Origin of the sequence: Methylobacterium sp. 17Sr1-1, from assembly GCF_003173775.1 — a bacterium.
In the GTDB taxonomy this organism is placed as follows: domain Bacteria; phylum Pseudomonadota; class Alphaproteobacteria; order Rhizobiales; family Beijerinckiaceae; genus Methylobacterium.
In genome coordinates this window covers 50,111-63,341 of the sequence record NZ_CP029552.1, presented here as the reverse complement: position 1 = coordinate 63,341, position 13,231 = coordinate 50,111, and the positions used below count along the sequence as shown (strand labels likewise).

Genomic DNA, 13,231 nt, shown 5'->3' with positions numbered 1-13,231 from the left:
ACCACGAGTTTCGCCAAGCCGCCTCGACCGGGAGTATCCGACGAAGACGGCGAAACGGCAACGCTTATGGCAAAGCTCGAACGGCGGAACGGTTCCGCCGCCGGCCCGTCGGTCCTATTCGGCGGCTTTGGGGCCGCCGGCGCGGCGGCCGAAATCCGGCTCGGCGGTCTCCTGGCCCATCGCGACGATGCCGCGGCGGATCGTCCGGGTGCGGGTGAACAGGGCGTGCAGGGCCTCGCCGTCGTCCCAGCGGATGGCGCGGGCGAGGGCCGCCAGGTCCTCGTTGAAGCGGCCCAGCATCTCCAGCACCGCCTCCTTGTTGGTGAGGAAGATGTCGCGCCACATCGTCGGGTCGGAGGCGGCGATGCGGGTGAAATCGCGAAAGCCGCCGGCCGAGAACTTGATCACCTCGGACTGGGTCACGGTCTCGAGGTCGGCGGCGGTGCCGACGATGTTGTAGGCGATGAGGTGCGGCACGTGGCTGGTGATCGCCAGCACGAGGTCGTGGTGGGACGGGGTCATCGTCTCGACGACCGAGCCGAGGCCCTCCCAGAACGTCCGCACCCGCGCGACCGCCGCCGGGTCCGTCCCCTCCGGCGGGGTCAGGATACACCAGCGGCCGTGGAACAGGCTGGCAAAGCCCGCATCCGGCCCCGAATGCTCGGTGCCGGCGACCGGATGGGCGGGCACGAAGCTGACGCCCGCCGGCAGGTGCGGCTCCGCCGCCGCCACCACCGCGGCCTTGACCGAACCGACGTCGGACAGGATCGCGCCGGGCGCGAGGGACCCCGCGATCTCGGCGGCGACCGCCCCGATGGCGCCGACCGGCACGCACAGGATCACGAGGTCGGCCCCGGCCACGCCCGCCGCGAGGTCGGTCGTGGCCTCGTCGGCGAGCCCGAGGGCGCGCACCCGCTCGATCACGCCCGCGTCGCGGTCGACCGCGACGATCTCGCCCGCGAGCCCCGACGCCCGGGCGCCGCGGGCGATCGAGGAGCCGATCAGCCCGAGGCCGACGAGGGCGAGGCGCCGAAACGCCTCAGCCACGCGAGCCGCCCTTCTGGGACGGACCACCTTGCACGAACTCGGTCAGCGCCGCGATCACGGCCTCGTTGGCCTCGGCGGTGCCGATCGTCATGCGCAGGGCGTTCGGCAGGCCGTAGGCGCCGACCCGGCGCAGGATCAGGCCGCGGGCGGTGAGGTAGGCATCGGCGTCGGCCGCCGAGCGGCCGGCCTCCGCGGGGAAGTGGATCAGCACGAAGTTGCCGACGCTCGGCGTCACGCTGAGGCCGAGCCCTTCCAGGGCCTTCGTGACCTGCGGCAGCCACGCGTCGTTGTGGGCCACGGCCTTGGCGATGTGGGCATCGTCCGCCATGGCGGCGGCGCCGGCGGCGATCGCCGCGGAGCCGAGGTTGAACGGGCCGCGGATGCGGTTGACCGCGTCCACGATCGCGGCCGGCCCCACCATCCAGCCGATGCGGAGCGCCGCGAGGCCGTACACCTTCGAGAAGGTGCGGGTCATCACGACGTTCTCGGACTCGGCCACCAGCTCGAGGCCGGCGGCGTAGTCGTTGCGGCGGACATACTCGGCATAGGCCGCGTCGAGGACGAGCAGCGTGGACTTCGGCAGGCCGGCATGCAGGCGCCGCACCTCGTCGAAGGGCAGGTAGGTGCCGGTCGGGTTGTTGGGGTTGGCGAGGTAGACGATGCGGGTCTTTTCCGTGACCGCCGCGAGCAGCGCGTCGACGTCGGTGGTGTGGTCGCGCTCCGGCGCCACCACCGGCGTGCCGCCCGCCGCCAGGATGGCGATGCGGTACACGAGGAAGCCGTATTGCGAGTACAGGCCCTCGTCGTCCGGGCCCATAAAGGCGTAGGTCAGGAGCGACAGCAGTTCGTCCGAGCCGGCGCCGCAGACGATGCGCTCGGGGTCGAGGCCGTATTTCTGCGCGATGGCCTGGCGCAGCTTGGTCGCGGCGCCGTCCGGATAGAGTTCCAGATGCGCCGCCGTGTCCTGCGCCGCGGCGATCGCCGCCGGGCTCGGGCCCATCGGCGTCTCGTTCGAGGACAGCTTGTGCAGCTTCACGCCGGCCGGCGCCGCGCTCTTGCCCGGGACATAGGCCTCGATCTCGAGGACACCGGGGCGCGGGACGGGGCGAAGGGCGGCGGCGGACATGAGCGAACCTTGGGGTCGATGTCGAACAACGTCACGCCGTCTAGAGCAAGTCGCGGCCTTTGGGAAACGGTGCGCATCGCGCGGGAGCCTTGCGTCGGCCACGGCGTCGATTCGCCGGTGTGCCGCGGGGCCGGCAGGTAGCGCAGGCGGGCGCGGGGCGGTACACCGGGCATCCCAAGGCCGCCCGTCCCGGCGCGGTCCGCGAAGCCGCCGGATCATGCAGCCGAGCTTTCCTGTTTCATGCGCCGCCTGATCGTCGAGGAGCCCGTCACCCGGGCGGCGCCCTGGGCCCTGCGCCTCGCCTGGCTCTCGCTGGCGGTGGTCGGCCTCGCGCTGCTGCTCGTGCGCGATCCCCGGGCCGAGACCGAGGCGGCGCTCGCGGCCCTGGGCTCCGGGGTCGGGCTCGCGGCCCTGGCGGTGCTGCTCGCCGTCGCGGCCTTCGTGCGGATCTGGCGCGAGGGCGCGCGCGGCCTCGGCGTCGCGGTCGGCGGCCTGCTGCTCGCGGCCCTGGTCCTGGCCTATCCGGCCTACATGGCGGCCCGCGGGGCGATGCTGCCGCCGCTGACCGACGTCTCGACCGATGTCGAGAACCCGCCGGCCTTCTCGCGCTCCCGGGCCGCCTGGGAGGCCCGGGGCGGACGGCTGCCGCGCGATTCCAATCCCGCCGCCCGGGCGCTGCAGCGCGAGGCCTACCCGCAGATCGCCCCGCTGACCCTCGATCTCGGCCCCGACGAGGCCTTCGCGCTGGCCATGAAGGCGGCGCAGAACCGCAAGTGGCAGGTGGTGGAATCCTACAAGCCCGGCGGCCGGGCCGGGAACGGCCGCATCGAGGCGGTGGTGCGCTCGCGCCTGCTCGGCCTGCCCTACGACGTCACGGTGCGGCTCCACCCGCGCGCCGACGGCACCCGCATCGACGTGCGCGCCGCCACCCGCTTCGGCGACCGCGATTTCGGGCAGAACGCGGATCACATCCGGGCCTACCTGGACGAGATCGGGAATCTGGCGCTGGCGGTGAAGTAGGCGGCATCCGGCGCCTCGCTCGCTCTCGTCAGAACGTGCACCCCCTCCCTCCCCCCTCTGCGGCAGGGCTGTCCGGGAAAGAAATGGCGCGGGTTTCCCCTCTCCCCGCGGGCGGGGAGAGGGCTGTGTTCCCGTTCAGGGAACGCAGCAAGCGGAGGCGAAAGCCGGAGCGGGGGTGAGGGGGTGTTTCCGGAGGAGCCTCATCCGGAGACACCCCCTCACCCCCGCCCCTCGGGCTCCCGGAGCCCCCTCGGAGCTCAGGCCTCTCCCCGCGGGCGGGGAGAGGAGAATTTCCGCGCCGCGTCTTTCCCCGGACAGTCCTGCCTCTGCGGGGGAGGGGGAAACCCGTGCCCGATCATCGGGCCCTTACCCCGGCCGATACTCGGCATCCAACGCCGGCAGCCCGTCCGTCACCACCCGCCCGCGCTCCACCAGATCCTCCAGATGGGCGAAGACCGAGAGCGCCGCGGCCGGCCGCAGCTTCGGGTCGAGGCCGGAATAGAGCGCGGCGACGAGGCCCGGGATGGTGCGCTCGCCGGCGGCCAGCCGCTCCAGGATGCCGGTCTCGCGGGCCCGGCGGTGGCTGAGGAGGCCGCGCACGAAGCGCTGCGGGTCGCGCACCGGGCCGCCATGGCCGGGCCAGTACACGCTCTCGGACCGGCCCCGCAGCTTGTCGAGAGAGGCCATGTAGGCGCCCATCGCACCGTCCGGCGGCGCCACGATGCTGGTCGACCAGGCCATGACGTGGTCGCCCGAGAACAGGGCGTTCTCCTCGGAGAAGGAGAAGGCGAGGTGGTTCATGGTGTGGCCGGGGGTGGCCAAGGCCGTCAGGGTCCAGCCCGGGCCGGAGACGCCGTCGCCCTCGGCGAGTTCGCGGTCCGGCCGGTGGTCGGCATCGCCCGCGGCGTCGAGCCGGCCCTGCTCGGCCCCGCGCACCGCGCGGGCCGGCCGGTGCGGGCCGCAGCCGACGATGGGCGCGCCGGTGGCCGTCGCGAGCGGGCGGGCGCCGGGCGAGTGGTCGCGATGGGTATGGGTGACGAGGATCGCCTCGACCGTTTCGCCGTCGAGGGCGGCCAGCAGCGCCGCCCGGTGCTCCGGATGGTCCGGGCCGGGATCGATCACCGCCACGCGGCCGTGCCCGACGAGATAGGTGCAGGTGCCGCTCTGGGTGAAGGGCCCGGCGTTGGGGCAGACCAGCCGCCGGATCAGCGGCGACACCGCCTCGACCCGGCCGCTCGCCGGGGCCTCGCGCAGGAAGGGCGGCGCCGCGTCGGGTGCCTCGGATTCGCTCACCGGACGGCCTCCCGCGGCGTTGACGACGCGTCCGGGTTAGCGGCCGCGCTCCCCCCTGTCGAGGGGCTTAGCCCCCGCCTGTCATGTGGCCATCCACGCCCAAGCCAGCAGTCCTGCGAAGAACAGGCCGGAACTCACGAAGACGGCCGCGACTTCGCGGTAGGGCAACAGACGATTCTCGAGCGCGGACGACATGGCGGGGGTCTTGGCGAACGACGATGCGGGGAGCCGGGCGGGGGCCTCGGCGCATTGAGTTTCGTCACGGGCGCCTGGGAATCGCAAGCGCCGCGACGGCACCGTTTCCCGGAAGAGCGCCCCTGTCTCCGGCCCGCAACAGAATCCGGCGGGTGGCTCAGCGGTACGGCGAGGGCGCGACGATCCGGATCGGAGCGGCGCTCGCGTCGCTGACGACATCGGCGAAGCCCGTGACCCCGGCGGCGTAGCGCAGGCGGCCGAACCCGCCGCTTTTCTCGGCGGCGAGCGAGCGGCGGAACTCCGCCCGCACCCGCTCCAGGCGGCTCACGTCGAGGGTGCGGTCGAGCTCGCGCCGCTCGCCCGCGGAGAGCATCGCGGCGCGGCGGAAATCGATGAAGCGGGCCTCGCCGGTCCCGCCGCGGCCGGCGAAGACCTGGGCTCCCGTCCCGCCCGCCACCGCGTCGCCGGGCCGCAGCGTCGCGTCGCGCAGGAGCAGCCGCGCGTAGCCGCCGGTGCCCGGGTTGCACGAGCAGCTCGGCGTCAGCCGGTTCCGGTACGAGAAGGCGGCGGCGAGGCTGCGATAGGGCTTGCCGGCCCGGTTCACCGCCTGGTCGAGCTCCTCGCCGGCCCGCACGGTGTAGAGGGCGGTCTCCGCCCCCGGGCAGGCCGCCGCGCAGGCCTGCTCCTGCGCCGGCGCCGCGTCGCCCTTCTGGAGATTCGCCAGCGGGAACATGTAGCCGTCGCAGGTGCGCACGCAGACGGTGCGGGCGTGGCTGCCAGCACCGTCGTGGCGGCTCGCGGCGGGGGCCGGCTCGCGGGTCTGGCGGACGGAGGCGGGTTTCGGCTCGGCGGCCTGCCAGCGCGGCGTCGGATCGCTCCAGCGCGGGCGCTCGGCGGCGGCGGCGTTGGCCGGCCGGCTCGTCCAGCGCACGCGCCGCTCCTTCAGTGAGGCCTCCGCCCGCGGGGCCCGCGCCGGCAGGCCGAGACTGCGCGGCACGTCGCCGAGCAGGAAATCGAGGACGCCGGCATCGTCCGCGGCATGAACCAGGGTGGTGCCGGCCCCCACGCCCCCGAGGCCGAGCAGCGTGCCCAGCGCCAGCGTGCGGACGAGGGCGCGCGTCCGGGCGCCACCGGCCGCGGTCGGAATCGGGGGGAAGTTCACGGGGTGCCTCACCAAAGATTAAGGCCAATTAACAATTCGCCCCTGACGCGCGCAACTGCGGAAAAGCGCTGAGTTAACAATTTGATGACTCCGCTCCGGCGGTGCGGTGATTCGACCTCCCGGCACCTCGTCCGGATCCTCTCCGCCAGCCAACTCCGAACGCCCGGCAGGCGGAGTCGCGAGACCGTTTCGGCTCCCGGCGCGTTGAGGAGGGGAGCGGCGGCCGTGCGCGGACCGCCCGCCACGAAGGAGAGACGCGATGGATTCCGACCGAATCATCGGCGCCGGCCAGGAGCTCGGCGGCAAGGTGCAGCAGCGCGTCGGCGAGTGGACCGGCGATGCCGGCACCCGGGCTCAGGGCCTCGCCGATCAGGCGGCGGGGACGGCCCGCACGATCTACGGCCAGGCGAAGGACGGGGTGAGGGGGGCGGTGCGCGGCCTCGCCGACGCCGCGCCGGACTCGCTCGACCAGGCCCGCGAGGCCGGGAGCCATTATTACCGCCGCGCGGACCGAGCGGTGGCCCGTCAGGTCGGCGACCACCATCTCGCGGCCCTGCTGCTGGCGGGCGGGATCGGCTACGTCTTCGGCTGGCTGATGCACAACCGGCACTGAAACGCGAAGCGCCCGCGGGATCGGCCGCGGGCGCCGTCATCGACGTGCGAAGGGAGCGAGGGCGTCGGACGCCCTCCCCTCAGACGCCTTCCCCTCAGACGCCCTCGCCCATGGCCGATTGCATCATCCGGTCGCCGGAGAGGTCGTCGTCGCCGTAGCCGAGGAGTTCGGCCAGACGGTTGCGGGCGCGGTTGACCCGGCTCTTGATCGTGCCGATCGCGACGCCGCAGATCCCCGCCACCTCCTCGTAGGACAGGCCCTCGGCGCCGACCAGGATCAGCGCCTCGCGCTGGTCCGGCGGTAGCTTGGCGAGGCCGGCGCGCAGGTCCTGCACGTCGAGGCGGTGGCCCTGGTCGGGGGCGGTGAACAGGCGCGCGGCGTAGGAGCCGTCCTCGTCCTGGACCTCGCGCATCCGCTTGCGCTGCTCGGAGTAGAAGGCGTTGCGCAGGATGGTGAACAGCCAGGCGTTCAGGTTGGTACCGGGCTGGAAGCGGTGCTGGTTCTGCCAGGCGCGCAGGATCGTGTCCTGGACGAGGTCGTCGGCCCGCGCCGCGTTGTTGGTGAGCGAGAGCGCGAAGGCGCGCAGCGACGACAGGGCGGCCAGCATGCCCTCGCGGAATTCCGGCTCGACGGCGCGGCCTTGCGCGGCGAGCGCCGCCTCCAGCCGCTCGATCAGCGCGAGGAAGATCTCGGGGGTCGCGGCGGTCTCGAGGGGCGCGTAGGCGGCGCGCAGCTGGTGGCCGAGATGGCGCTGGACGGTCGGGGGCAGGCCGGGCTTGGCTTCGGTGTTGAGGATGGGGTTGTCGGTGGACGCCATGCGACTCTCACGTTCTGAAGCGGGGAGGGCGGGGCGGCGGCACTCTGACGGGCCGCTCGCGACAAGACCCCGCCGGGGCTTCCTGGAAGGGGAAGTGGGGCGCGCCGCGCGCCTGTCGATCCGCGCGCATCGCCGCGGGTGGGGGAGGGCTCAGCAGCGGCGCATCCGGTGCCCCACCGCGTCCTCGATCCACACCTCGCCGCACCGCATCGTCGTCGCTCCGTCCCTCGCACGCATTTTCCGACGACGTGGAAACCGGTTCGTCGAAGACAATGCGGCCAACCAAAGACCCGGGGCATCACCCGATCGCCGCGATCCGGTGATGCCCGCGCGGCCGCACGGCCGCACGGCGCCCGGGCCGGTGGCCCGGGTCGCGAGGGGCAACGGTCTCGTACTGCCCAGGTTCCCTGCTCGACCGTCCGCGCTCGGGTTCCGGCGGTGTCCGGCTCCCGTCCGCCGGAGATCCGTGTCCTACCAGGTGCGGGCGCCGGGCTGGCTCCGGTACTCCGCCGCACGGATGCGGGTCATCAGGCGGTCGAGTTCGGCGAGCAGCGCGGCCTCCTCGCCTTGCGCGGCGGCCGCGGCGGCCGGGTCGGTGAGGTAGAGGCGTTCCTGCTCGGCCCGGGCGAGGCGCTGCTCCAGCTCCGCCCGCTCGGCATGGAGGGCCATCAGCTCCCGCCGCTTCGGGTCGTCGGATCTGGGATCGTCGGGTCCCGGGTCGTCGGAGCGGTCGGTCTCGCAGCCGCCCTGGCTCCGGTTTCGCTCTGTCGTCGTATGGAGGTTGTGCACGACGGTTCGTCCTGTCGGTGTGATCGCGGCCCGCGCGGGCCTGCACGCATTGCCCTCCCAACGCATGAGAGGGCCGGACCGTCGCATCCGGCCCGCGTCTGTCATCTCAGCGTCATGCAACCGTCATAGGGCCGGCGTCGCACCGGGCTTATCCCTCGCGCCGCGGCGGACGCCCCGGCAACGATCGGGACACGATCCGGCGCACCAGGGAAGCCGGTCGCGTCCTCACCGGCCGTCGACGCGCAGGGTGCGGGCCAGCGACAGCACGCCCGCATCGTGCCGGACCGATCCGAACACGGAGAGATACCAGTGAAGCCCTTCTCCTACGCGCTCGCCATCGGGCTCGCGACCGCCCAGATCGCCACCTCGGCGCTCGCCCTCGACATCACCGGCGCCGGCGCCACCTTCCCGTTCCCGGTCTATTCCAAGTGGGCCGAGGCCTACCGCAAGGAGACCGGCAACGGCCTGAACTACCAGTCGATCGGCTCGGGCGGCGGCATCAAGCAGATCCAGGCCAAGACCGTCGATTTCGGCGCCACCGACGCGCCGCTGAAGGGCGCGACCCTCGACAAGGACGGCCTGGTCCAGTTCCCGACCGTGATGGGCGGCGTCGTCCCGGTGGTGAACATCCAGGGCGTGAAGACCGGCGAGGTCAAGCTCACCGGCGAGGTCCTGGCCGAGATCTACCAGGGCAAGATCAAGAAGTGGTCGGACCCGAAGATCGCCAAGCTCAACGAGGGCGTGAAGCTCCCCGACGCGCCGATCACCGCGGTCTACCGGTCGGACGCGTCCGGCACCACCAACATCTTCACCACCTACCTGTCGGACGTGTCGCCGGCCTGGAAGTCCGAGCTCGGCGCCTCGACCACGGTCAGCTGGCCGGCCGGCCAGGGCGGCAAGGGCAACGAGGGCGTCACGGCCGTCGTCAAGCAGGTCCCGAACGCCATCGGCTACGTCGAGTACGCCTACGCCAAGCAGAACAACCTGCCGGTCGCGCTGATCCAGAACAAGGACGGCCAGTTCCCGATGCCGGGCGACGAGGCCTTCCAGGCCGCCGCCGCCAATGCCGACTGGAAGGCCGCTCCCGGCTTCGGCATCTCGCTGACCAACCAGGCCGGCGCCAAGGCGTGGCCGATCACCGCCGCGACCTTCATCCTGGTCCACAAGAACCCGGCCGACGCGGCCCGCACCGCCGAGGTGCTGAAGTTCTTCCGCTGGGCCTACAAGAGCGGCGACAAGCTGGCCTCCGACCTCGACTACGTGCCGCTGCCCGACAAGGTCGTCGGCCAGGTCGAAGACGAGTGGAAGACGATCGTCGGCAAGGACGGCAAGCCCGTCCTCGGCATGTAATCCAGAGCCTGTGATCAAGGTCGATCCGACCTGACAGACGGGAGGACGGGGCCCCGGTCCCGCCCTCCCGCTTTCCGCCGGCGAAAGACAAGGGGCCGCCCGGGATGCCGCACGCATCCGCCCCGTGTCCGGGCCCGCGCGGCGCTTGAGGAAAGCCGAGATCCCGCCGCCCGCCGGATCGCGTCCGACTCGCCTCGATCCGCCGAGCGCGCTAGAGGCCGCTCACTCCAAGGGAAACCCGGATGGTCGCGTTGTCTGAGAACGTCGCTGTGGCGGCGAGGCCCGAAGTCGCCCGCCGCCCCCCAAGCCCCGTGGGCGACCGCATCTTCCGCGGCGCCGCCTTCGCGTCGGCGCTGCTGGTGCTGCTGGTCCTCGCCGGCATCCTCGCCTCGATCGCCTATGGCGGGTGGCCCGCCTTCCAGGCCTTCGGGCCCCACTTCCTCGTCTCCAGCGCCTGGAACGTCGGGCGCGAGGAGTACGGCGCGCTCGTCGCCATCATCGGCACCCTCGTCTCGGCGCTGCTCGCCCTGGTGATCGGCGTGCCGATCTCGCTCGGCATCGCGATCTACCTGACCCAGCTCTGCCCCGGCTGGGCCCGCCGCCCGGTCGCGATGACGATCGAGCTGCTCGCCGCCGTGCCGAGCATCATCTACGGCATGTGGGGCCTGTTCATCTTCGCCCCGCTCTTCGCGCGCTTCGTGCAGATCCCGGTCTCGAACCTCGTCGAGGGCCTGCCGATCGTCGGCACCCTGTTCTACGCCCAGGTGCCGTCCGGCGTCGGCGTGCTCACCGCCGGCATCATCCTGGCGATCATGATCGTGCCGTTCGTGGCCTCGATCACCCGCGACATGCTCGACCAGATCCCGACCGTCCTGCGCGAGAGCGCCTACGGCATCGGCTGCACCACCTGGGAGGTCGTGCGCCACGTCCTGATCCCGCAGGCCTCGGTCTCGATCATCGGGGCGATCATGCTGGGCCTCGGCCGCGCGCTCGGGGAGACGATGGCGGTCACCTTCGTGATCGGCAACGCCAACCGGCTCTCGGCCTCGATCTTCGATCCGGGCTCGACCATCGCCTCGCGCATCGCCAACGAGTTCAACGAGGCCGACGGCCTGCAGCTCAACTCGCTGATGGCGCTCGGCTGCATCCTGTTCGTCGTCACCTTCATCGTCCTCATCATCGCCCGGCTGCTGGTGCGCCGCGCGAAGGTGGCCTGATCCCCCGACCCTGCCCAAGGACGCTTCTTTCCGATGAACGCCTCCCCCGCCGCGGTCCAGGGCACCGCCCCCGCACGGCCCGCTCCCCAGGAATGGGGCCGGGTCCGCGCCAGCCGGCGCTCCGCCGACAAGATCCTGATCGTGTCCTGCACCGTCGCGACGGCGCTCGGCGCGGTGGTGCTCGGCTCGATCCTCCTGATGCTCATCATCGAGGGCGTGCGCGGCTTCACGCCGGCCCTGTTCACCCAGGTCACCCCGGGCCCCGGCTCCGAGGGCGGCGGCATCGCCAACGCGATCCTCGGCAGCCTCGTCATGACGGCGCTCGGCATCGTGGTGGCGACCCCGATCGGCGTGCTCGCCGGGACCTACCTCGCCGAGTACGGCCGCACCTCGAAGCTCGCCGACCTGATCCGCTTCCTCAACGACATCCTGCTCTCGGCGCCCTCGATCCTGATCGGCCTGTTCGTCTACACCCTGATGGTGCGGCCGATGGGCGGCTATTCGGGCTGGGCCGGCGGCGTGGCGCTCGCCATCATCGCGACGCCGGTGATCGTGCGCACCACCGAGGACATGCTGCGCCTGGTGCCCGGCACCCTGCGCGAGGCCGGCGCGGCGCTCGGCGCGCCGATGTCGATCGTGATCCGCAGCGTCACCTGGCGGGCGGCGCAGTCGGGCATCGTCACCGGCGTGCTGCTCGCGCTCGCCCGCATCGCCGGCGAGACCGCGCCGCTGCTCTTCACCGCGCTCAACAACAATTCCTGGTTCAGCCCGAACCTGATGGGCGGCGTCGCGAACCTGCCGGTGATGATCTACCAGTTCGCGCTGTCTCCGTACGAGAACTGGCGCCAGCTGGCCTGGGCCGGCGCGCTCCTCATCACCGTCACCATCCTGGGCCTGTCGATCGTGGCCCGCCTCGTCCTGAGCGGCCCGAAGGGGCGCTGACCGCACATCCTGCCCGGAGACACACCGATGAGCGCCACCGCCACCGCCGCGCCGGTCGTGGGCCAGAGCACGGCCGACGAGTCCGCCCCGGTCCGCCTCGCCGTCAAGGACCTCAACTTCTACTACGGCGACTTCAAGGGGTTGAAGAACATCAACCTCAACTTCCTCGACCGCCAGGTCACGGCGCTGATCGGGCCGTCGGGCTGCGGCAAGTCCACCCTGCTGCGCACCTTCAACCGGATCTACAGCCTCTACCCCGAGCAGCGCGCCGAGGGGCAGATCCTGCTCGACGGCCGCAACATCCTGGACTCGTCGATCGACCTCAACGAGCTGCGCGCCCGGGTCGGCATGGTGTTCCAGAAGCCGACCCCGTTCCCGATGTCGATCTACGACAACATCGCGTTCGGCATCCGGCTCTACGAGCGCCTCGGCAAGGCCGATCTCGACGTCCGCGTCGAGGAGGCCCTGCGCAAGGGCGCTCTGTGGGACGAGGTGAAGGACAAGCTCAAGCAGTCCGGCATGGGCCTGTCCGGCGGCCAGCAGCAGCGCCTCTGCATCGCCCGCACGGTGGCGCAGCGCCCGGAGGTGATCCTGTTCGACGAGCCGACCTCGGCCCTCGACCCGATCTCGACCGGCCGCATCGAGGAGCTGATCGAGCAGCTGCGGGGCGAGTTCACCATCGCCATCGTCACCCACAACATGCAGCAGGCGGCGCGCATCTCGCAGTTCACCGCCTTCATGTATCTCGGCGAACTGATCGAGTTCGGGCCGACCAACCGGCTGTTCATGAACCCGTCGAAGCGCCAGACCCAGGACTACATCACCGGCCGGTTCGGCTGAGACCCGACGCCTCGTTGCGCCGGCCCGGCCCGGGCCGGCGCTGACCGTAAGCTCCACCCTATCGCGGGGAGTCAGCCCTCATGTCGAACCACATCGTCACCTCCTACGATCAGGAGTTGCAGAACCTGCGGCGCAGCATCGCCGAGATGGGCGGCATCGCCGAGAAGATGGTGGCCGATTCCGGCCAGGCGCTCCTGCGCCGCGACACCGCCCTCGCCCAGAGCGTCATCGCCGTCGACCAGCGCCTCGACGGCCTGCAGCGCGAGATCGAGGAGAAGGCCATCCTCCTCATCGCCAAGCGCCAGCCGATGGCGGTCGACCTGCGCGAGACGATCTCGGCGATCCGCGTCTCGGGCGACCTCGAGCGCATCGGGGACCTGGCCAAGAACGTCGCCAAGCGCGTCGTCGCCATCGCCGACCAGGTCCAGCTGCAGAAGATCGTCGTCGGCGTGGAGCACATGAACGAGCTGGTCCAGGGCCAGCTCAAGGACGTCCTCGACGCCTACGCCACCCAGGACACCGTCGTCGCCCTCGACGTGTGGGCCCGGGACGGCGGCATCGACGCGCTCTACACCTCGCTGTTCCGCGAACTCCTGACCTACATGATGGAGGATCCGCGCAACATCACGTTCTGCACGCACCTCCTGTTCTGCGCCAAGAACGTCGAGCGCATCGGCGATCACACCACCAACATCGCCGAGACGATCCACTACCTCGCCACCGGTGAGACGCTGCCGACCGATCGTCCCAAGAACGACCGTTCGAGCTTCGCCACCCTCGATCCCCAACCGGAGGCCTGACGGGTCGGCCCGCGCCGGGC

13 protein-coding genes are annotated in these 13,231 nt (G+C 71.8%); 7 read left to right on the top strand and 6 right to left on the bottom strand.

The window, feature by feature from the left end:
- Positions 1-114: 114 nt before the first annotated feature.
- Both DK412_RS00280 and hisC read right to left on the bottom strand, forming a co-directional pair.
- Positions 115-1,047 carry a prephenate/arogenate dehydrogenase family protein gene (locus tag DK412_RS00280; protein ID WP_109970303.1) on the bottom strand — a complete coding sequence of 311 codons (933 nt, stop codon included), beginning with the start codon at positions 1,045-1,047 and terminating at the stop codon, positions 115-117.
- A complete protein-coding gene (hisC, locus tag DK412_RS00275; protein WP_109970302.1) occupies positions 1,040-2,173 on the bottom strand; it encodes a histidinol-phosphate transaminase in 1,134 nt (377 codons plus the stop codon). Before hisC ends, DK412_RS00280 begins: the two co-directional genes overlap by 8 nt.
- Positions 2,174-2,413: 240 nt before the next feature.
- Here hisC and DK412_RS00270 point away from each other — a divergent pair, with 240 nt between their 5' ends.
- Entirely contained in the window at positions 2,414-3,193 is a 780-nt protein-coding gene (locus tag DK412_RS00270) for a DUF1499 domain-containing protein (RefSeq protein WP_109970301.1), read from the top strand.
- Between the two features lie 366 nt (positions 3,194-3,559).
- Here the strand turns inward: DK412_RS00270 and DK412_RS00265 are convergent, their stop codons facing one another.
- Both DK412_RS00265 and DK412_RS00260 read right to left on the bottom strand, forming a co-directional pair.
- A complete protein-coding gene (locus tag DK412_RS00265) occupies positions 3,560-4,486 on the bottom strand; it encodes an MBL fold metallo-hydrolase (RefSeq protein WP_109970300.1) in 927 nt (308 codons plus the stop codon).
- Positions 4,487-4,838: 352 nt separating this feature from the next.
- Positions 4,839-5,843 (bottom strand): DUF2865 domain-containing protein, encoded by a 1,005-nt coding sequence (locus DK412_RS00260; protein WP_245447356.1) that lies wholly within the window; start codon positions 5,841-5,843, stop codon positions 4,839-4,841.
- Between the two features lie 259 nt (positions 5,844-6,102).
- Here DK412_RS00260 and DK412_RS00255 point away from each other — a divergent pair, with 259 nt between their 5' ends.
- On the top strand, positions 6,103-6,456 hold the full coding sequence (locus DK412_RS00255) for a CsbD family protein (protein ID WP_109970299.1): 354 nt from the start codon (positions 6,103-6,105) through the stop codon (positions 6,454-6,456).
- A 94-nt stretch (positions 6,457-6,550) separates the two neighbouring features.
- Here the strand turns inward: DK412_RS00255 and DK412_RS00250 are convergent, their stop codons facing one another.
- Together DK412_RS00250 and DK412_RS30755 are read right to left on the bottom strand one after the other, a co-directional pair.
- Entirely contained in the window at positions 6,551-7,273 is a 723-nt protein-coding gene (locus DK412_RS00250) for a sigma-70 family RNA polymerase sigma factor (protein WP_093570421.1), read from the bottom strand.
- 471 nt (positions 7,274-7,744) lie between these two features.
- A complete protein-coding gene (locus DK412_RS30755; RefSeq protein WP_245447355.1) occupies positions 7,745-8,062 on the bottom strand; it encodes a hypothetical protein in 318 nt (105 codons plus the stop codon).
- Positions 8,063-8,371: 309 nt separating this feature from the next.
- Between DK412_RS30755 and pstS the strand changes: the two genes are divergently transcribed.
- The 5 genes from pstS to phoU all read left to right on the top strand — a co-directional run bounded on the left by pstS (position 8,372) and on the right by phoU (position 13,211).
- Positions 8,372-9,412 carry a phosphate ABC transporter substrate-binding protein PstS gene (gene pstS / locus DK412_RS00240; protein ID WP_109970298.1) on the top strand — a complete coding sequence of 347 codons (1,041 nt, stop codon included), beginning with the start codon at positions 8,372-8,374 and terminating at the stop codon, positions 9,410-9,412.
- 242 nt (positions 9,413-9,654) lie between these two features.
- A complete protein-coding gene (gene pstC, locus DK412_RS00235) occupies positions 9,655-10,629 on the top strand; it encodes a phosphate ABC transporter permease subunit PstC (protein ID WP_109970297.1) in 975 nt (324 codons plus the stop codon).
- Between the two features lie 33 nt (positions 10,630-10,662).
- Positions 10,663-11,571: a phosphate ABC transporter permease PstA gene (gene pstA, locus DK412_RS00230; protein WP_109970296.1), complete on the top strand. Its 909-nt coding sequence runs from the start codon at positions 10,663-10,665 to the stop codon at positions 11,569-11,571.
- Positions 11,572-11,598: 27 nt separating this feature from the next.
- On the top strand, positions 11,599-12,411 hold the full coding sequence (gene pstB / locus DK412_RS00225) for a phosphate ABC transporter ATP-binding protein PstB (protein ID WP_109970295.1): 813 nt from the start codon (positions 11,599-11,601) through the stop codon (positions 12,409-12,411).
- Positions 12,412-12,491: 80 nt separating this feature from the next.
- A complete protein-coding gene (gene phoU, locus DK412_RS00220) occupies positions 12,492-13,211 on the top strand; it encodes a phosphate signaling complex protein PhoU (RefSeq protein ID WP_109970294.1) in 720 nt (239 codons plus the stop codon).
- Positions 13,212-13,231: the final 20 nt, after the last annotated feature.

What these genes read in the sequence shown, in the direction of transcription:
- hisC (WP_109970302.1), bottom strand. Translation starts at nt 2,173, where the DNA reads ATGTCCGCCGCCGCCCTTCGCCCCGTCCCGCGCCCCGGTGTCCTCGAG.
- DK412_RS00270 (WP_109970301.1), top strand. Translation starts at nt 2,414, where the DNA reads ATGCGCCGCCTGATCGTCGAGGAGCCCGTCACCCGGGCGGCGCCCTGG.
- DK412_RS00255 (WP_109970299.1), top strand. Translation starts at nt 6,103, where the DNA reads ATGGATTCCGACCGAATCATCGGCGCCGGCCAGGAGCTCGGCGGCAAG.
- DK412_RS00250 (WP_093570421.1), bottom strand. Translation starts at nt 7,273, where the DNA reads ATGGCGTCCACCGACAACCCCATCCTCAACACCGAAGCCAAGCCCGGC.
- pstC (WP_109970297.1), top strand. Translation starts at nt 9,655, where the DNA reads ATGGTCGCGTTGTCTGAGAACGTCGCTGTGGCGGCGAGGCCCGAAGTC.
- pstA (WP_109970296.1), top strand. Translation starts at nt 10,663, where the DNA reads ATGAACGCCTCCCCCGCCGCGGTCCAGGGCACCGCCCCCGCACGGCCC.
- pstB (WP_109970295.1), top strand. Translation starts at nt 11,599, where the DNA reads ATGAGCGCCACCGCCACCGCCGCGCCGGTCGTGGGCCAGAGCACGGCC.
- phoU (WP_109970294.1), top strand. Translation starts at nt 12,492, where the DNA reads ATGTCGAACCACATCGTCACCTCCTACGATCAGGAGTTGCAGAACCTG.